18 protein-coding genes are annotated in these 19,077 nt (G+C 56.8%); 10 read left to right on the plus strand and 8 right to left on the minus strand.

Going from position 1 to position 19,077, the window contains the following annotated elements:
* Positions 1-135: 135 nt before the first annotated feature.
* A complete protein-coding gene (gene clpX / locus GGQ73_RS20180; RefSeq protein ID WP_174152713.1) occupies positions 136-1,413 on the minus strand; it encodes an ATP-dependent Clp protease ATP-binding subunit ClpX in 1,278 nt (425 codons plus the stop codon).
* A 361-nt stretch (positions 1,414-1,774) separates the two neighbouring features.
* Positions 1,775-2,407 carry an ATP-dependent Clp endopeptidase proteolytic subunit ClpP gene (clpP, locus tag GGQ73_RS20185; RefSeq protein ID WP_174152712.1) on the minus strand — a complete coding sequence of 211 codons (633 nt, stop codon included), beginning with the start codon at positions 2,405-2,407 and terminating at the stop codon, positions 1,775-1,777.
* A gap of 476 nt (positions 2,408-2,883) precedes the next feature.
* Here clpP and GGQ73_RS20190 point away from each other — a divergent pair, with 476 nt between their 5' ends.
* From GGQ73_RS20190 to GGQ73_RS20200, 3 genes are all read left to right on the plus strand, one after another.
* Entirely contained in the window at positions 2,884-4,110 is a 1,227-nt protein-coding gene (locus GGQ73_RS20190) for a GGDEF domain-containing protein (protein WP_210290189.1), read from the plus strand.
* A gap of 66 nt (positions 4,111-4,176) precedes the next feature.
* On the plus strand, positions 4,177-5,934 hold the full coding sequence (ggt, locus tag GGQ73_RS20195) for a gamma-glutamyltransferase (protein WP_183897677.1): 1,758 nt from the start codon (positions 4,177-4,179) through the stop codon (positions 5,932-5,934).
* Positions 5,935-5,975: 41 nt separating this feature from the next.
* A complete protein-coding gene (locus tag GGQ73_RS20200; RefSeq protein ID WP_183897622.1) occupies positions 5,976-7,223 on the plus strand; it encodes a cytochrome P450 in 1,248 nt (415 codons plus the stop codon).
* A gap of 9 nt (positions 7,224-7,232) precedes the next feature.
* Here the strand turns inward: GGQ73_RS20200 and GGQ73_RS20205 are convergent, their stop codons facing one another.
* The 3 genes from GGQ73_RS20205 to GGQ73_RS20215 form a co-directional block, all read right to left on the minus strand.
* Positions 7,233-7,589: a cupin domain-containing protein gene (locus tag GGQ73_RS20205; protein ID WP_183897623.1), complete on the minus strand. Its 357-nt coding sequence runs from the start codon at positions 7,587-7,589 to the stop codon at positions 7,233-7,235.
* A 19-nt stretch (positions 7,590-7,608) separates the two neighbouring features.
* On the minus strand, positions 7,609-8,892 hold the full coding sequence (locus GGQ73_RS20210; RefSeq protein ID WP_183897624.1) for an O-acetylhomoserine aminocarboxypropyltransferase: 1,284 nt from the start codon (positions 8,890-8,892) through the stop codon (positions 7,609-7,611).
* Between the two features lie 90 nt (positions 8,893-8,982).
* Positions 8,983-9,414 carry a CoA-binding protein gene (locus GGQ73_RS20215; RefSeq protein WP_183897625.1) on the minus strand — a complete coding sequence of 144 codons (432 nt, stop codon included), beginning with the start codon at positions 9,412-9,414 and terminating at the stop codon, positions 8,983-8,985.
* A gap of 445 nt (positions 9,415-9,859) precedes the next feature.
* Here GGQ73_RS20215 and GGQ73_RS20220 point away from each other — a divergent pair, with 445 nt between their 5' ends.
* The 3 genes from GGQ73_RS20220 to rpsI all read left to right on the plus strand — a co-directional run bounded on the left by GGQ73_RS20220 (position 9,860) and on the right by rpsI (position 11,880).
* Positions 9,860-10,696, plus strand: coding sequence for a DMT family transporter (locus tag GGQ73_RS20220; protein ID WP_183897626.1), 837 nt, complete (start codon positions 9,860-9,862; stop codon positions 10,694-10,696).
* 249 nt (positions 10,697-10,945) lie between these two features.
* Positions 10,946-11,410, plus strand: coding sequence for a 50S ribosomal protein L13 (gene rplM / locus GGQ73_RS20225; RefSeq protein ID WP_174152704.1), 465 nt, complete (start codon positions 10,946-10,948; stop codon positions 11,408-11,410).
* Between the two features lie 2 nt (positions 11,411-11,412).
* Positions 11,413-11,880 (plus strand): 30S ribosomal protein S9, encoded by a 468-nt coding sequence (gene rpsI / locus GGQ73_RS20230; RefSeq protein ID WP_174152703.1) that lies wholly within the window; start codon positions 11,413-11,415, stop codon positions 11,878-11,880.
* Between the two features lie 70 nt (positions 11,881-11,950).
* Here the strand turns inward: rpsI and GGQ73_RS20235 are convergent, their stop codons facing one another.
* On the minus strand, positions 11,951-13,888 hold the full coding sequence (locus GGQ73_RS20235; protein WP_183897627.1) for an acyltransferase family protein: 1,938 nt from the start codon (positions 13,886-13,888) through the stop codon (positions 11,951-11,953).
* 295 nt (positions 13,889-14,183) lie between these two features.
* On the opposite strand from GGQ73_RS20235, the gene argC reads away from it, so the two are divergent.
* Positions 14,184-15,110: an N-acetyl-gamma-glutamyl-phosphate reductase gene (gene argC / locus GGQ73_RS20240; protein ID WP_183897628.1), complete on the plus strand. Its 927-nt coding sequence runs from the start codon at positions 14,184-14,186 to the stop codon at positions 15,108-15,110.
* Positions 15,107-15,967: an aminoglycoside phosphotransferase family protein gene (locus GGQ73_RS20245; RefSeq protein WP_183897629.1), complete on the plus strand. Its 861-nt coding sequence runs from the start codon at positions 15,107-15,109 to the stop codon at positions 15,965-15,967. Before argC ends, GGQ73_RS20245 begins: the two co-directional genes overlap by 4 nt.
* On the opposite strand, the gene GGQ73_RS20250 is transcribed toward GGQ73_RS20245, so the two are convergent.
* A complete protein-coding gene (locus GGQ73_RS20250; RefSeq protein ID WP_183897678.1) occupies positions 15,964-17,067 on the minus strand; it encodes a COX15/CtaA family protein in 1,104 nt (367 codons plus the stop codon). The genes GGQ73_RS20245 and GGQ73_RS20250 overlap by 4 nt on opposite strands.
* A gap of 163 nt (positions 17,068-17,230) precedes the next feature.
* Here GGQ73_RS20250 and GGQ73_RS20255 point away from each other — a divergent pair, with 163 nt between their 5' ends.
* Positions 17,231-17,443, plus strand: a complete 213-nt coding sequence (locus tag GGQ73_RS20255) for a DUF2842 domain-containing protein (RefSeq protein ID WP_183897630.1) — start codon at positions 17,231-17,233, stop codon at positions 17,441-17,443.
* A 2-nt stretch (positions 17,444-17,445) separates the two neighbouring features.
* On the opposite strand, the gene GGQ73_RS20260 is transcribed toward GGQ73_RS20255, so the two are convergent.
* Positions 17,446-18,060, minus strand: a complete 615-nt coding sequence (locus tag GGQ73_RS20260) for a tyrosine-protein kinase family protein (RefSeq protein WP_174152698.1) — start codon at positions 18,058-18,060, stop codon at positions 17,446-17,448.
* A 213-nt stretch (positions 18,061-18,273) separates the two neighbouring features.
* Between GGQ73_RS20260 and GGQ73_RS20265 the strand changes: the two genes are divergently transcribed.
* A complete protein-coding gene (locus GGQ73_RS20265; RefSeq protein ID WP_174152697.1) occupies positions 18,274-18,846 on the plus strand; it encodes a polysaccharide biosynthesis/export family protein in 573 nt (190 codons plus the stop codon).
* Positions 18,847-19,077 lie beyond the last annotated feature (231 nt).

Genomic DNA, 19,077 nt, shown 5'->3' on the forward strand with positions numbered 1-19,077 from the left:
AGAGCCGTCTGTTCGGGAGCAGGTTTCTTCAACATGTCCCAATGAATCATAACCCCCCCGATGTGACCAGGGGTTTGTCAGCAGTCTGACCCGCCAGAGGCGGGTCTTTCACTGTGATCAACGGTTGATGAGAGATCAGGCCGAAACGTTGGCTTTCTCTTCCTGACGATCCGCATAGATGTAGAGAGGACGCGCGGCGCCGCTGACGACCTCGTCAGAGATGACAACCTCGCGAACACCTTCCAGCGTCGGCAACTCGAACATCGTATCGAGCAGGATCTTCTCCATGATCGAACGCAATCCACGAGCACCGGTCTTGCGGGTAATCGCCTTGCGGGCGATCTCCCGAAGAGCATCTCCCTGGAACGTCAGTTCCACGTCTTCCATCTCGAACAAACGCTGGTACTGCTTGATCAGCGCGTTCTTCGGCTCCGACAGAATCTGGATCAGCGCATCCTCATCGAGATCCTCGAGCGTTGCCAGAACGGGCAGACGACCGATGAATTCCGGGATAAGGCCGAACTTGACCAGATCTTCCGGCTCGAGTTCGCGCAGCACTTCTCCAACACGACGATCGTCTTCCGCCTTCACCGTCGCGCCAAACCCAATGGAGGTCTTTTCGCCACGGGCAGAAATGATCTTGTCGAGGCCAGCGAACGCACCGCCGCAGATGAACAGGATGTTGGTCGTATCCACCTGCAGGAACTCCTGCTGCGGATGCTTGCGTCCACCCTGTGGAGGAACGGAGGCAACCGTGCCTTCCATGATCTTCAGAAGCGCCTGCTGAACGCCCTCGCCCGACACGTCACGCGTAATCGACGGGTTGTCCGACTTGCGGGAAATCTTGTCCACTTCGTCGATGTAGACGATGCCGCGCTGGGCGCGTTCAACGTTGTAGTCGGCAGACTGGAGCAGCTTGAGAATGATGTTTTCAACATCTTCACCCACATAACCGGCTTCGGTCAGTGTTGTTGCGTCAGCCATGGTGAAGGGAACGTCGATGATGCGCGCGAGTGTCTGCGCCAGATAGGTCTTACCGCAACCGGTTGGACCTACGAGCATGATGTTCGACTTCGCCAGCTCGATTTCACCGTTCTTGGAGGCGTGAGCCAGGCGCTTGTAATGGTTGTGAACCGCCACAGACAGGATTTTCTTCGCCTGCTTCTGGCCGATAACATACTCATCGAGGATCTTGATGATGTCCTGCGGGGTGGGCACACCCTCGCGCGACTTCACCATCGATGTCTTGTTCTCCTCGCGGATGATATCCATGCACAATTCGACGCATTCATCGCAGATGAATACCGTCGGTCCGGCAATGAGTTTCCGGACTTCGTGCTGGCTCTTGCCGCAGAATGAACAATAGAGTGTATTCTTAGAGTCGCCGCCGTTGCTGCCGCTGACTTTGCTCATATCTCTTTCCTTCCAGCACGCCGCAGTTCCGCCAAGCGAAACGCGGTCAACTTACCGTCCGCCGACATGGCCGCTTCGCTCAAGCTTCCCTGTCCGCTTCGTTCCCGGGGGGTACTAACCGCCTCAGGTGAAACACCCGAAAGCGGCGGCAACGAATTCCCCTCTACAGCCAAGGCAAGGCATGCCTCGGCATTTATCTCGTTATCAGCGCCCATAGCCGAATCAGGCTTTTGTTGGACGGCCACAAGCTATGTCATAAAAATTCAACACGGCCTTAATATCTACTATTACCGCTTTATTTTCCCGTTTAAACCCCGAATGTGACTTCGATAGGTCGAATACGGTGCAACTCAGTGGCGGCCTAGCTGGCGACAGCGCCCTCAAGTTCCTGACGCGATGTCAGGATTTTGTCGATGACGCCCCAGTTCTTGGCCTCATCAGCATCCATGAAGTGGTCACGATCAAGCGTATTTTCAACTTCATCAAGCGTACGACCGGTGTGCTTCACATAGACGTCATTGAGGCGGCGTTTCATTTTGATGATGTCGCGTGCATGGCGCTCGATGTCGGATGCCTGCCCCTGGAAACCGCCAGATGGTTGATGAACCATGATACGGGCGTTCGGTGTGCAGAAGCGCATGCCCTTTTCACCGGCGGCCAGCAATAGCGACCCCATCGAAGCGGCCTGGCCGACGCAGAGCGTGGATACGGCGGGACGAATAAACTGCATCGTATCGTAAATCGCCATGCCGGCCGTCACCACACCGCCTGGAGAATTGATGTACAGCGCGATTTCCTTCTTCGGGTTTTCCGATTCGAGGAAAAGCAGCTGGGCGCAAACGAGCGACGCCATATGATCTTCCACCGGACCAGTCAGGAAGATGATCCGCTCTTTCAAAAGACGCGAGTAGATATCATAGGACCGTTCGCCGCGATTGGTCTGCTCAACGACCATTGGCACCAGAGCCATGGCGGTATCAACTGGATTTGTCATGTCCGTCCTTTGTCAACTCTTACCCGGAGCCGTTGGCATCCGGAATCAATTCTATTCGTCTACTCTCTACATAGAGTGTGATTGCCCGGTTCTTCAAGACTGAGGTGACGGATATCCTTAATGACGTCCCGGCAAAATCACGTGTCGCCTTACAGGGCTGCATGAAAAGGCACCATGGCTAATCCAGCTATAAGTGGCCTCATCAACCGTGAAACGCAATAGTGGTCAACCAACGGTTAAACCTTCGACAATAAAACAATCGTAGCCTCTCGTAACGTGAAGTAGAAACGACTTCTTAGTTTTTCATCGTGATAGTGTCGCCGAGCCGGATTTTTATCACCTGCGGGTGATTAAAGGATTTTTGCTGGGAAAGATTTCAAGATGGCAATGCGGCCGCGCGAAAAGCGGTGCGGTGGTGTCGTCGATAAGCCGTTCAGACAGATGGGATTTGATCAGTGTTAGACGCCAAGACGGGCATGCTCATTTGGTCTATGGAAAGCTTGACGCTTTCAGCCGTGTTGGCCGTACTGTGGTTGCACAACACCACGAAAAAGCATCACTTGTGTTTTGCTTCCGGCTTCGCGCTTGTCGGCATCGGCGCCATTCTGGTCGCGCTACGCGGATCCATCCCCGATTTCCTGTCCATCCAGATCGGTAACATTTCTGTGCTGGCGGCGTTCAGTTTTTGGCTGGCGGCTCTTCTGCTACTGGAGAACCGCCGCATCGAAGGCTGGATTGCCATCCCGGCGCTGACCTGGATCGCCTTCATGTTCGTTCCACCCGTGCGCGACACCATGGCAGCGCGGGTCATCCTCTATCATGCCTGCGCCGCCATAGGCTATTTCATGCTGGCTGGCGTTTTGCTGACATCGAAGGACTTCATTTCCAAAACCCGGAAAGTGCTGGCAGCAGCGCTCGTCATCCAGGCCTTCATGGGCGCAATCGCTGCCTCTCTTGTTATTCCCTATAATTACGCGACGGGCCAGATCGTGCCGCTGACGACCCCGGTTGCCATCGCAGGCGCGTTCGGCTTCGTCGTCTTGATGATGATCAGCGTTAAAATGTTCATGGAAGACGCGGAACGACGGCTGCACCGTCTTGCCATGACCGACCATCTGACCGGAACGCTGAACCGTCGTGGTTTGATGGAAGAGTTTAGGAGGCTGAAAACAGGGCTTGTCGGCACATCGAAACATCTGGGTTTCATCCTCTTCGATATCGACAACTTCAAAAAGATCAACGATGCCTACGGCCACCAATGTGGCGACGAGGTGCTGGTCAGGTTCTGTGGGCAGGCCTGCCAGATCGTGGAAGGCCAGGGCTTGTTGATCCGGATGGGTGGCGAGGAGTTCGGTTGCCTGGTCGAGACGGACGACCCCGCCAAGGTTGCAATCCTGGCAGAAGCCATCCGTATTCGGTTCAGCCGTCTGGAGATTGTCGCAGATGGCAAACCGTTTTCGGCAACGGTCAGCGCAGGGGTGTTTTGCCAGACTGCTGATGACGCGGTCCTCGACATCCTGCTGACGATGTCAGACCGCGCACTTTACGGCGCCAAGAAGGAAGGTCGCAACCGCACGGTGGTGCGTGACGGCTCCATCAACATTGTCGTGCCAGCCAATGACCGAGACGAGGACCCATGCGACAACAATGCCGATAGACAGGTGGCAGCCTTGACGCGCATATCGCATATCGCCAATCGATAGACCACGACTTGACCTTTGCACGCCCGGGATTCCATCATGCCGTACACAGGCAATAGAGGGTTCGTCATGCGCGTCAGGTTTTTCACAAGCCTTTTGATATCGTCCGCACTCATCACCGGTTCCGCTCAGGCGCAACAGGCATCGGACACGCTGGCGCCTGAACGGGCAACCGGTACAAAAGCAGCAACCCGTGTCGAAACGAAAGATTTCATGGTTGCGGCGGCCAATCCTCTTGCCTCGGAAGCGGGCCGGAAGGTCATCGCTGATGGCGGCAACGCCATCGACGCACTCGTTGCCGTGCAAACGGTTCTGGGCCTCGTCGAACCCCAGAGTTCCGGCCTGGGTGGCGGTGGCTTCCTTGTCTATTACGACGCAGCAGCCAAAAAGCTGACCACGTTCGACGGACGCGAAACTGCGCCGATGGAAGCGACACCGAAGCTCTTCCTCGATGAGAGCGGCCAGCCGCTGAAATTCATGGATGCCGTCATAGGTGGTCGTTCGGTCGGCACACCGGGAACGGTGCGCCTGCTCTCCGACGTCCATAAAAAATACGGAAAAACGCCGTGGGCAGAGCTTTTCAAACCGGCGGAAACGCTCGCCTCCCAAGGTTTCAAGGTCTCGCCACGCCTCGCATCGCTGATCGCGTCGGACGGTGAAAGGCTGAAAAAATACGACGGACCACGTGGCTATTTCTACGATGCCTCCGGCGCGTCGCTGAAGGCAGGCACCGTCCTGAAAAACCCAGCCTATGCACAAACGCTCAAAACCATTGCGACCAAGGGCGCGGATGCGTTTTACACCGGGCCGATTGCCGAGGCCATCGTCAAGACAGTGCGAGAGGCAGCTGGCAATCCCGGCGTGCTCTCAATGGCAGACCTTGCGAATTATCGGACCAAGGAGCGTGAGCCGGTCTGCGCCACATATCGCGCGCTGGATGTCTGCGGGATGGGCCCGCCCTCCTCTGGTGCAGTCGCCGTCGGCCAGATGCTGGGCACCCTCGAAAACTTCGACATCAAGGCGCTCGGACCGGAAAATGTCGAAAGCTGGCGCCTGATCGGCGACGCACAGCGGCTGGCCTTCGCAGACCGGGAACGCTACCTGGCAGACCCCGATTTCCTTCCACTTCCCACCAAGGGCTTGCTGACGAAGGACTATCTTGCGACGCGCGCATCGCTTTTGGATGGCGACAAGCCGCTTGGCGCCGACGAGGTCAAAGCGGGCGAACCGCAATGGGATCACGCAATGCTCTATGGCCGTGGCCCGACACTGGAGATGCCATCCACCAGTCATTTCGTGATCGTCGACCGCCAAGGCAATGTGGTGTCCATGACGACGACCATCGAAAGCGGTTTTGGGTCGCGGCTGATGACCAACGGCTTCCTTCTCAACAACGAGTTGACCGATTTTTCCTTCAAGACACATGATGGCGGGCTACCGGTCGCCAACCGGGTGGAGCCGGGAAAACGCCCGCGTTCCTCCATGGCACCGACAATCGTCATGAAGGACGGCAAGCCGCTTCTGGCCATCGGCTCGCCCGGCGGCAGTCAGATCATCGGCTACGTTGCGCAGGCGCTGATTGCCTATATCGACTGGGGCATGCCGGTGGAAAAGATCGTGGCGCAACCACACCTGATCAATCGCTTCGGCACCTATGATATCGAGGCGGGCACGGATGCTGAAAAGTTTGCAGAACCGCTGAAAGCCATGGGTTATGAGGTGAAGCCGGGCGAGATGAACTCAGGACTGCAAGCCATTGAGATCACAGGAAACGGACTTGTTGGCAGCGCCGATCCACGTCGTGAAGGTGTGGCTGTCGGCGAATAGAATCACTTCCGTGAGCGGTTGGTTTGCGATAGGGATCGGGCATGAAAAACGTGCCTGATTTCCTCCACATCGACACCGAGAAACGGTCTGTGTCGCTCAACGCTCGCAACCCCGCCTTTTATGGCAATCCCAACCTCGTTTATGAGGCGTTGCATGAGCACTGCCCAACCTTTTATTGGCAAGAGCAGAAGCAGTGGTTCTTTACCGGCTATGACCATGTGAACGCTTTGCTGCGCGACAGGCGCTTTGGACGACAAATCCTACATGTCGCGACCCGTGAAGAGATAGGTCTTCCCCAGCCCTTAGAGCACGTCAGGCATTTCGATGCGGCTGAGCGTCATTCGCTGCTGGAAATAGAACCGCCGGAGCACACGAGGCTCAGGACGTTGGTGAACCGCGCTTTCGTATCGCGCCATGTGGAAAAGATGAAGCCGGAGATCGAAGCACTCGCCAATGGTCTGATCGACCGCTTCGAGACGAAGGGCAAGACGGAGTTGCTGTCATCCTTTGCGGATATCATTCCCGTGACGATGATTGCGCGGATGATCGGCATTCCCGAAGAGATGGGTCCGCAGCTTCTGAAATGGTCGCACGCCTATGTCGGCATGTATATGTTCAAGCGAAGCCATGAGGATGAGCTGGCCGCAGATAGCGCCGCTCAGGAATTTTCCGAGTACGTCCGCAGCGTGATCGAAGAGCGCCGGGCCGAACCGAAGGACGATCTTCTGAGCCACATGATCCACACGGAGCATAAGGGGCAGTATCTTACCGATGACGAGCTGATTTCGACCACCATCGTTCTGCTGAACGCCGGGCACGAGGCAACCGTTCACCAGATTGGCAACTCCGTGCGCGTCATCCTCGAAAGCGGCCACGACCCTGGCCTGCTGTTTCAGGACGAGGCGTCGACCGAGAGAGTGGTTGAGGAAACGTTGCGCATCGGAGCCCCGGTGCACATCTTCCAACGCTGGGCGCTGGAGCGGGTCGAGATTGACGGGATCACGTTCAAACGTGGTGACAAAGTCAGCCTCATCCTCGCCGCTGCCAATCTCGATCCGCGCAAATTCAGCGAACCGCTGACCTTCAAGCCCGACCGTGCCGAAGCACCCAACCTGTCTTTTGGCGCAGGCATTCACTTCTGTATCGGCGCGCCGCTGGCAAGGCTGGAACTGAACATCGTGTTGCCACTGCTGTTCAAGCGACTGCCGGGTCTGCGCATATCAAAGCGGCCAACGGTGAAGGATGTGTATCATTTCCATGGGCTGGAGCGGCTGGATCTGGTTTGGTGATGATGAGCGTCACAACCTGACGACATAATCCTTGCGAGTCGTTTCAATCACTTCCCAGCTTCCTTTGAAGCCGGGTCTGAGGATCATGCGGTCGCCGGTTTTCAGGTGGATGGGCTCGGCACCGTCTTCGGTCAGAATGGAATGCCCTTCCAGAATGTTGAAATATTCCCACTCGTCATATTCAACGCGCCATTTCCCGGGCGTCGATTGCCAGATACCGGCGTAAAGGCCGCCGGTGGCTTCCTCGATATTCCAGGTGGTGAATTGAGGGTCGCCCGAGATCAGCCGGTCGGGTGCGGGAGCACCCGCCTCAGGCTGGACGTTTGCGAGGTCACCCTCGGGCTTGAAATTGAGACGAAGCGTCATGGGCGACCTTTCTTTTTGATCAAACCTTGGCGAGCGCTTGCTCAAGGTCTGCAATGATGTCTTTCACATCCTCGATACCGATGGACAGGCGCACGACATCGGGTCCGGCACCGGCTGCAGTTTGCTGTTCAGGGGTCAGTTGCGCATGTGTGGTGGATGCGGGGTGGATCACCAGAGACCGGGTGTCGCCGATATTGGCAAGATGCGAAAACAGTTGCAGCCCTTCGACCAGCGCCTTTCCGATATCGTAGCCGCCCTTCACGCCGAAAGTGAAAACGGAACCCGCGCCTTTTGGCGAGTAGCGCTGCTGGAGCGCATAGTTGTCACTGTCCTCCAGACCGGCATAGTTGACCCAACTCACCTTTGGATGCGCTCTCAGCCACTTGGCAACGGCAAGGGCGTTGTCGGAATGGCGCTGGACGCGCAGCGGTAGCGTTTCTATTCCGGTGAGAATGAGGAAGGCATTGAACGGCGCGATGGAGGGGCCGAGGTCCCGCAGACCCAACACACGGGTTGCGATGGCAAAAGCAAAATTGCCAAAGGTCTGATGCAGAACGACGCCGGAATATTCGGGTCTTGGCTGGGACAGCGCGGGATATTTATCGTTGGCCGACCAGTCGAACGTTCCGCCATCGACGATGATCCCACCCATGGAGTTTCCATGGCCGCCGAGAAATTTCGTCAGGGAGTGAACCACGATATCGGCACCATGCTCAATGGGGCGCAGCAAATAGGGGCTGGCCATGGTGTTGTCGACGATCAAGGGGAGACCATGCTTGTGGGCGATCTCCGCAATCGCGGCGATATCCACAAAGGTGCCACCGGGATTGGCGAGACTTTCGATGAAAATCGCCTTGGTGCGCTCATCGATCTGGCGTTCGAAACTTTCGGGATCGGCGGCATCCGCCCAGCGCACCTGCCAGCCAAATCCCTTGAAGGACTGGCCGAACTGGTTGATGGAGCCACCATAAAGCTGGCGTGCGGCGATGAAATTGTCACCCGATGTCAGCAGCGTGTGAAAAACGAGAAGCTGGGCGGCATGGCCGGACGCAACCGCAAGCGCGGCCGTGCCGCCTTCCAAGGCTGCCACCCGCTCTTCCAGAACCGCCTGCGTGGGGTTCATGATGCGGGTGTAGATGTTGCCGAATTCCTTCAGTCCGAACAAGGCAGCCGCGTGATCCGAATCGCGAAACGCGTAGGCGGTCGTCTGGTAAATCGGTGTGGCGCGCGCACCGGTGGTCGGGTCGGGTTCGGCACCGGCGTGAATGGCCAGCGTCGAAAAACCCGGATTGTTCTGTGACATATATCCCTCCAAATTACATTTGCCTGCTGTCAGGGCATGGGAAATCATACTGCGCCAGCAGCGAATGATAAGTGCGACTTATGCTAACTATCATGCGATATTGAGACGTGGATGCTCAATGGCGGGACAACGGTTCATCACAACGTCTATGCCGTAAGCCTCGGCCCTGGCGGCTGCGTCATCATGCCGGACAGAAAGCTGGCCCCAGATCACCTTTGGGCGTGGCGATAGCAAGATCACCTCGTCGACAATAGCAGGCAGGTTGTCTGCGGCGCGGAACACGTCGACCATGTCGATGGCCTCCGGAATATCCGCGAGCTTGGCATAAACCTTCTGGCCGAGGATTTCCTTGCCCTCCTGCCCCGGATTGACCGGAAACACAGCGTATCCTCTGGACAGCAGAAACTGCATGACACCATAGCTGGGTCTGGATGAGTTGGGCGACGCTCCCAGAACGGCAATGGTTTTAACGTCGGTCAAAATCCGACAGATTGTTTCATCGTCGTACGTTTCGTGGTTCATGGTCATCCTCCCAGACAAAACTGTGACGCCATTATCGGCGCGATGGGGCGTCGAAGAAAGCTTTTTCTCCAAGCTCTCTGTCTTCACGCGGCGGAACTTACCACGAATGATTGCGTCATCACCCCTCTTAATCCACAATTGTACATTGTTTGTGCAATCTTTGTTCGTCGTATTTTAGAAACTACTGATAGTTACATTAGTAAGATGCGTTTTTTCTGGTTTCGGGTTCAAACACCTTTAAAAGACTCATATAAACGTTTGAAACCAACCCGCCTGCACGCTGCGGTTTTTGATAGGCGGGCTTTGTGAAGCCGCTCGACATTGATCGAATGACTGAAATGCGTGTGATAATCGGGTCGAGCCGCTGAAAGATCGCCTTTGGTGAGTGCAATGGATCCACAGTCATACTAGAGCTTGTCGAGGTTGGGTCATCAGCGAGTCTCCCATGTCGATTGACGTGCTCCTATTGGTTTTGCTGGGCGCGCTCTTGCACGCCAGCTGGAATGCGCTGGTCAAATCCGGCACGGACAAGGGGCTGGACGCAACCCTGATTGCTGCGGGTGCCGCGGTGTGCTCCCTACCCTTTCTACCGTTCGTGCCATTTCCCGGTGTGGCCGCCCTGCCCTTCCTGCTGGTATCGGCGATCTTGCAATTCACCTATTTCCGTCTGGTCGCGGCAGCCTACACGGCAGGTGACATCGGTCTTGTCTACCCCATCATGCGCGGCGTTGCGCCATTGATCGTGGCAGCCAGCAGCAATCTGTTTCTGGGTGAAACGCTAAGCCCCGCCGCGCTTGGCGGGATCGCCATCATCTCTTCGGGAATATTGACATTGGCCTTCGAGGCACGCCACGGCGGAAGGCACGCCATTCTGCTGGCGCTCGCCAATTCGGTCGTCATCGCCGGCTACACCTTTGTTGACGGTGTCGGCGCCCGGCTCTCGGCAAGCTCCATCTCATACACCCTCTGGATGTCTCTGATGCCACCAATTCTGCTGTTGAGCTGGGCGCTGTATTCGCGCGGATGGGCTCCAGTGGCCCACCATGTTCGCCGCAACTGGTGGCGCGGAATGGCAGGCGGCGCAGGCTCGATCATTTCCTATGGGCTGGCGCTCTGGGCGATGACGAAAGCGCCGGTCGCCGTCGTTGCCGCTTTGCGGGAAACATCCATTCTTTTTGCGGTCGTGATTTCCATTGTCATTCTCAAGGAGAAGGCCAGCGTCTGGCGTTGTATCGCCGGTGCGATCATCGCTTTGGGCGTGCTGATCATGCGTCTCGGCTGATTTAAGAGTAACTTTATTGTGGTACTATAAAACCACACAACTAAACCAATGTTTTCATTGGGTAATTTTTACGATCCTGAATTCGACTGTTGTTGACGGCCTTTTGCCGGCGGCTTATAAGCGCGCCAGATAGTTTTTCCCCGGAAACGCCGTCTTTCCGGCTGAACGTTCGCGATCAGCCTCAAGCAACAAGAAACGCCCGCATATTTCCACTTTGAAACGTGACGGGTCCTAGAGAAAGTTAAAAGAATGTCTACTTTCGTTCAGAAGCCCGCTGAGGTGGAGAAGAAGTGGATCATCATCGACGCCGAAGGCCTCGTTGTTGGTCGCCTCGCCACTGTTGTTGCAACCCGTCTTCGCGGTAAGCACAAGGCAACATACACACCGCACGTCGACGATGGCGACAATGTCATCATCATCAACGCTGAAAAGTGCGTTTTCACCGGCAACAAGTATTCCGACAAGAAGTACTACTGGCACACTGGTTACCCAGGTGGCATCAAGGAACGTACCGTTCGCCAGATCATCGAAGGCCGCTTCCCGGAGCGCGTTCTCGAAAAGGCTATCGAGCGTATGATCCCTCGTGGTCCTCTTGGCCGTCGCCAGATGAAGAACCTTCGCGTTTATGCCGGTTCCAACCATCCACACGAAGCTCAGCAGCCAGTCGCTCTCGACATTGCAGCGCTGAACAGCAAGAACGTAAGGAGCGCCTGATAATGGCCGATCTTTCCTCACTGAAAGACCTCGCCCCTGCATCGGAAGCCTCTGCTCCCGTGCACGTCCGCAAGGTTGACACACTCGGCCGCTCCTACGCGACCGGCAAGCGCAAGAACGCTGTCGCCCGCGTTTGGGTCAAGGCTGGCTCTGGCAAGATCATCATCAACGGTCGCGATTTCTCCACGTATTTCGCACGTCCCGTCCTTCAGATGATCCTGCAGCAGCCTTTGATCGCAGCAGCCCGTTCCGGCCAGTTCGATATCATCGCAACTGTTGCTGGTGGCGGTCTTTCCGGCCAGGCCGGTGCTGTTCGTCACGGCGTTTCCAAGGCCCTCACCTACTTCGAACCCGGCTTGCGCTCGGTTCTGAAGAAGGGTGGCTTCCTGACCCGCGACAGCCGTGTTGTTGAACGTAAGAAGTACGGTAAGGCCAAGGCCCGCCGTTCGTTCCAGTTCTCCAAGCGTTAATCGCGACCGGAATACAACACATCGAAAGGCGGGGCTTTGGCTCCGCCTTTTTCGTTTGGCGGGTGTTGTCTCAGTTGCTAGTGGTTGTCTGCGCCCTATCCAACTCGCGCAAAACGCTTTCCACCACCATTGCAGCTCCCGCAGCCGTGTAGTGTCCTCTGTCAGCGATATAAGCGACACCGGCACGACCGTAGAGGCATCTGTCTCGTGCCTGCGTGTTGCAGAATATCGTCTCGGGCAGGACCTTGCCGACATTATCAGGGACGGCAGCATCCAGCAGCGCGTGAGCACGGGCCGTATTGGCCTGGAAGTTCGAAGCGGAAAACGGAAAGTCGGGCGCCTTGTCGCCTTTGATGATCCGCGCTGCCATCACGTCGATGACGGGCTTGTCGAAACGGGGGCTGGGATAGATGACAACCACGCGCTTGCCGCTCGCCCGCAAGGCTTCGATCGTCTCACGCAATTTATTCGCCATCTCCCCCAGGGACGTCGTATCGACAAGGCGCTCCCTGCCTTCGATCCGCATGTGGCTGGTGTTGAGAAAGCTGACCCATGATGCCGTGAGGATGACGGTGTCGATCCTGGTCTCGTTTAGATAGGCCAGGGCTCGCGCGTTGACATCATCGCACGGCACGGCACCCTCTTCCCGCGCCATGGAGACGCCGATGATGGGCGCGCAAAAACCATGGGTGATCTGCACGAGGCCTATATTTCGACCTTTCAGTGCGTTCGCCAGCGAAGGCGCCATGGAGGCGGCAATGGAATCGCCCCATAGCGCGTAGGTCCTGCCCGCCTGTGCATTGAAGAGGCATTTCGGATCGGGCACGAGGGCGGTCCCATCTTCGACTTGCCACAGGCAGGTATCGCTCCACACCGTTTTCTGGGCAAAACTTTGCACATCGGGCGACAGGCGGAACGGCAAGCCGTCCTTAACGTCGCCCCAGAAGCCGACGCTCATCAGGACCACCCCGCACGCGGCAGCCACGCCAACGAAGCGACGAAGACCAATTCTTTTGCTTCGGAAGGGCTGTTCGACGAAACGCCACGTGAACGCTGCAAGTGCGGCGGTCAGCAGGATCAAACCACCCATGACCCAGTTCGAAGGGGCATCGGTGCTTCTGATGCGCCAGAACACGAAAACCGGCTGGTGCCAGAGATAGGTGCTGAAACTGATACGTCCGATCCAGACCAGAGGCGGAAGCGACAGAATACGACCCGCCCAGGTATCACGAGAGGCGAACACCAGAACCCCGCAAGCGCCTGCGACCGGCAACAGTGCCATCAACGAGGGAACCAGCGTGGCGGGATCGAACAGGAATATAGCAGCCAGGACCATCGCGACGCCTGCGAACGCTAATGCGCCGTTGACGGGTCGGGGTCGGCCGTTCACGTAGAAGGCGCAAAGCGCGCCTACCAGAATTTCCCAAGCGCGGGTGGGCAACAGATAATAATTGGCAGACGGGTAGAACCGGGCTCCGATCTCGCTGGCGATAAGGCTCGCAATCGCCGCGACGACCACAATCCGAAAAATGGTTTTGGTTTTCAACGGCAAGAGAAAGAGCAAAGGAAACAGCAGGTAGAATTGCTCTTCGACACCCAGGCTCCAGGTATGAAGCAGCGGCACTTCGGCCGCGTCGGGTGCGAAATAGTCGGTCTTTCTGAGGAAGTAGACATTGGAAACGGACAAGGTCGCCGTCATCAGACTTTTGGAAAAGGCTTCGTAAGCGTCCGGCAAAAGCCACATCCAGGCAGGCGGAAGTGTGCACAGGAGAACGAAGAAAAGCGCGGGCACTATCCTGCGTGCGCGGCGCTCGTAAAAGGCCCTCAGTGAAAACGTTCCGTTCGCACGGGCATCGAGAATAACGGTCGTTATCAGATATCCGCTGATGACGAAGAAGACATCGACACCCATGAAACCGCCGCTGAAGATCGCGAAGTTGGCATGCGCAAAGATCACGCCCAGCACGGCAATGGCGCGCAGACCATCGATTTCAGGCCGATACGTCATGACGGTCCCTAAGTTTCAGGGTTGAATGGGCACGCCGGAAGCGTCTCAGCAATACCGGTAAATTACAGAGGAACAGTCTATCAGCAAACCCTTAATGCAGCATTGCGGCGCTCCACACTTCGACGTTCAGCACGTAACGTGAAGGACGACCGCCATTGCGGCAGCAGTTGTCGCGATGTATATGCTTTGCACGCGTGGAGAATGGCTTGCGACCAGACGCTGACAGATCGATTCAGGACTTTGGCAAACCGATTCCGCGCATGATCGTAACCTATTGAATGAACAGGATAAGGACATGGCAGCGAAAATCTTCATCGATGGCGAACACGGCACGACAGGCTTGCAGATCCGCACACGCCTTGCCGATCGTCGCGATATCGAGTTGCTGTCCATTCCTGAGGCCGAGCGCCGCAACGCAGCCATGCGCGAAGACATGCTGAACAGTGCCGACATTTCCATTCTGTGCCTTCCCGACGACGCTTCGAAAGAGGCCGTTTCGATGGTGGCCGGCAACAACAATGTCAGCATCATCGACACATCAACCGCTTTCCGCATTCACCCAGATTGGGCTTATGGCTTTGCTGAAATGGATAAGGCCCAGGCCGAAAAGGTCAGGTCTGCCCGCTTCGTGGCAAACCCCGGATGCTACCCGACGGGCGCCATCGGTCTGATCAGGCCATTGCGGAATGCGGGCATTTTGCCGGATGGCTACCCTGTGAGCGTCAATGCCGTTTCCGGTTACACCGGTGGCGGCAAGCAGATGATTGCACAGATGGAAGACCCAAGCCGCGATGATGCCATCAGCGCCAATAACTTTCTCTATGGTCTGACACTGAAGCACAAGCACGTGCCAGAAATGCAGTATCATGGCCTTCTGAACCGTGCCCCCCTATTTTCCCCGTCGGTTGGCCGGTTCGCGCAGGGCATGATCGTGCAGGTGCCGCTATTCCTTGGAGACCTTGCCGAGGGAACGACGCTGAAATCCATTCACGACGCGCTTGTTGCGCATTACGCAGCACAGAACATCGTTCAGGTCGTGCCGCTTGACGACAGCAAATCGCTGTCGCGCATCGATGCGGAAGAACTTGTCAATCAGGACACGATGAAGCTGTTTGTGTTCGGCAGTGACGAGCACATCAATCTGGTCGCCGTTCTCGACAATCTCGGCAAGGGTGCTTCGGGCGCTGCCGTCCAGAATATGGAACTCATGCTTTCGGCATGAGTGACACTTCGGACAACAGCCGAATTCCTGACGACCTTGCAAGGCGGTGGAGCATCTCCTCCGCCTTTCTCATTGCCGATACACCCAGCAGTCTTGTTTATCGCGTAACACTGGAAAGCGGCGCGGCGGCCATCCTGAAAAGTCTGAAACCTCGTGGTATGGGCGAACGCCCTGGCATAGCCTATCTGCACTGGCGGGGCGGCAACGGGGCCGTGCGCCTTCTGGCGCAAGCCGAAACCGTATGCCTGATCGAAGACGCTGGCGATACGACGCTGCGCACCCATCGCCTTGCGCATGACGAAACGGCCTCCAACACCATCATCCTCGATGTGCTGGCAAAGCTGCATGCACCCGGCAACAGGATACCCAAAGGACTGACGTCGCTCGATCGGCATTTCAAGGCCCTCTTTGCGCGTGCAGATATCGAATCGGATATGCGCATCAAGGATGCCCTGCGCTTCAGCGCGCATTTGGCCAGCACGCTGTTGGCCGACCAAAGCGACATCAAGGCCCTGCACGGGGATTTGCATCACGACAACATCATATCCGGCGAATCACGTGGCTGGCTGGCGATTGACCCGCAGGGACTTGTTGGCGACCCGGCCTATGATGTTGCCAATATTTTCGGAAACCCTATCGGCGCCCTGCCCGATATCATCGATCCCTATCGTATCCGATCACTGGCCAGGATCTTTGCCGGAGCTCTCGGTTGCACGGAAGACAAGGTGCTGCGCTATGCCATTGCCCATGCGGGCTTATCGATCTGCTGGTCGCTGGAGGACGACGTGGCGCTCGATGATAGCAAGAACGCCCGCGAACGCCTTGCCTTCATCGACGTCGCCAGATCGCTGCTCTAGCGTCTGACGTCGACCGCACCCGGCAACGGGTATTCCCCAATGAAACCGCGCCAGTGGGCGATGGCAAAGGCGAGAACCAGAAGCGCCATGCCCTGATGCGCCAGGGCGACGTGGATATTCACGTGCATCAGAAGTGTGGTGATGCCAAGTGTCGCCTGCATGCAGACAAGAGCGAAAAACAGGATGGAGCGACGCGCCTGGGGGGTGTTCGGGAGTGTTCGCGCCATGTCGATCATGTGCCAGAGCGTTGCGGCAAGAAGCACGTAGGCGCCCAGACGATGGACGAACTGCACGGTCTTTGGATTTTCGAACAGGTTGATCCACCATGGCTGCTGAAGGAAAAGATCGCCGGGAACGAGCGAACCATCCATCAACGGCCATGTGTTGTAGGACAGACCGGCGTTCAAGCCAGCCACCAGCGCTCCGAGATAGATCTGGAACAGACAGAGCACCGCCAGCAGCGTGGCAAAACCCCTGCCCCGTTGCTCGCTCGCCGCCTGTGGAGAGTGGAGCGACAGTCCGCGCAAGATCCACATGCATCCTGCGAAAATCAGACAGGCGATCGTCAGATGCGTGGCCAGCCGGTACTGCGAAACATCGGTGCGGTTCACGAGGCCTGAGGAGACCATCCACCAGCCGACGAAACCTTGAAAACCACCCAGCGCGAGCAGGCCGATCAAAGGCAGCTTCAAGCGCTTTTCGATTCGACCTGTCAGCCAGAAATAGGCGAGCGGCAACGCAAAGATCAGGCCGATCGCACGCGCAAGCAGGCGATGCGCCCATTCCCACCAGAAGATGGTCTTGAACTCGCTGAGCGACATGCCTTTGTTGATTTCCTGATATTGCGGAATGCGCTTGTAAAGCTGGAATTCCTCTTCCCATTCGGCAGCGGACAACGGCGGAACGGCACCGTGGATCGGCTTCCATTCGGTGATCGAAAGACCTGATTCCGTCAGGCGTGTCGCCCCACCGACGAGCACAAGGCAGAACAGGGTAAACAGAACAACCCGCAGCCAGATGCGCAACAGGCGGCGGTTCTTTTCCTGCGTTGTCAGCGCCGCCGGACGGTTCTGCTCGACAGAGGTTTCAGCCTTACCCATCGTGTTCGTTTGCATTCCTGACACTCCACAAGTCTTATGCCTTGGTTTGCAACAACGAAACGTGCAAAACAAGCCCTTATGCCGCCCTATCAAGCCTTAAAGCTTTGCGGCATCGGGTCGCGGCTGTATAGTGCGGCAACGGATCTGCAAGACGGAAAACCCCATGCCCACGCGCCTGAAATCATTCATCGGAACCATCGTCATCATCTGTCTGGTGGTTCTTTATGCCGTGGTCGCGACATCGTTTGCCACGGCAGCGCTATCCGATCAGCCATGGTGGGTGCACCTGGCCTATTTCCTGGTTTCAGGCCTGCTTTGGATCCTGCCAGCGATGTTCATCATCAAATGGATGGCGGGGCCGACACAACAAAAATAGCTCTATGATGCGCTTCTGGTGGGCGCGTTATCGGTCATCACCATCACGTCGGGGTAACCCGCAGCCAGAAGCTCCGCCAATGCGGGTTCGGCCTGGGCTTCGTCCGGCGATGAGACAACAATATCGGCATCCACATATTTCAACAGCGTTGTCACACCCTGGATATCGGATGCGCCGAACTCCAGCAAAAGAGTGTCGTAGGTGTCCGCCAGCGCATGCAGCACCATGGTCAGCCGCTCGATGATCTTCACGGCCTGAACGGGCTGGGCGATGCCTTGTGGCACGATATGGGCATTGGACAGCCGGTCGTGATGGATCGTCTCACCAAAGGCCGTATCGCCGAACAGCAGATCGCCGAGACCCGGAAGGCCCGCCTGCGGTGACATCAGCCGCGTTGGACAGCCCGACACCGTCATATCCACAAGCACGATGGAACGGCCAAGCTCAGCCATGGAGCGCGCCAGCATGACCGTGGCCGTGGAGCCATCGTCACCACTGGGAGACAGGAATGCAAAGGCAGGTTTTGCGCCACGCATGGAGAGGAAATCCGCGACGTCGCTGACCGGAAGGCTGAAGCGCTCCCGTGGCGTGGCGTCTGTGTCATCTGCATGAGACATATTGTCTTCCAAGTCATTTCCTAAAGTGTTGGCGCCCCGGCACATTCCGTTGGTCGCCGCGACTTTACGAGGTGCGGGTAACGCAAGCGTTAAACTTCTCCTGCACCACTGTGATTACTAATGATTGAAAAATGAATCGGCACCTGTTTACGGGGCATTAACCATAAGGAGGGGATAACGGCATGAAGAAATGCATTTGGAGCAAGATTGCGGATGACGTTCGCTGCCCCACGTTTGATATCCGCATTGGTCGTTGCCTTGGCGACAACGCTTGCAGGTTGTTCTGCGTACAAGCCGGCACCGCGCGCCTTTAACGAGGCAGCGCTTCAACCCTATCACCTCGATAGTGGCGACCGTCTGCGCGTCAATGTGTTCGATCAGGCCGGACTGACGAATACCTACATCATCGATCAGGCAGGCTACGTCGCTTTTCCGCTCGTCGGCCAAGTACCGGCGCGGGGCAAGACCGTCGCCCAGCTTGAAGCGGCCATTGCACAAAAATTGCGCCAGGGTTTTCTCAAGAATCCTGATGTCACGATCGAGATCGATCGCTATCGCCCGGTTTTCGTCATGGGTGAAGTCGGCAGACCCGGCCAATATTCCTATGTCCCCGGCATGACGGCCCAAAATGCTATCGCCATCGCCGGTGGCTTCACACCCCGCGCCAATCAGCGAGATGTGGACGTTACCCGTAAAATCAACGCCGAGGTTCTGACAGGCCGAATCATCATCTCTGGCCCCGTCATAGCAGGCGACACGATATATGTGCGCGAACGCTTCTTCTAAAATGCACCAACGGCCCTGCCCGGCAGCTGCATCTCACCTCAAGAAGCTCTAACACGACAAAGTTTATAGTCTGAAATGGGACCGAGCCAAAGGTTTCCAACCGACTTACAGTTGCGGGTAAACAGGTATTGCGTATCCCGCCCCCCTTATTTGCTCGTCCGGAAAGGCCGGACTGAGGAACACATGCACCAGGACAGCGTTTTAGCGACGCCAAACCGTCGTGCACGTGTT

The sequence above is a fragment of the Rhizobium skierniewicense genome (assembly GCF_014196515.1).
Taxonomy (GTDB): domain Bacteria; phylum Pseudomonadota; class Alphaproteobacteria; order Rhizobiales; family Rhizobiaceae; genus Agrobacterium; species Agrobacterium skierniewicense.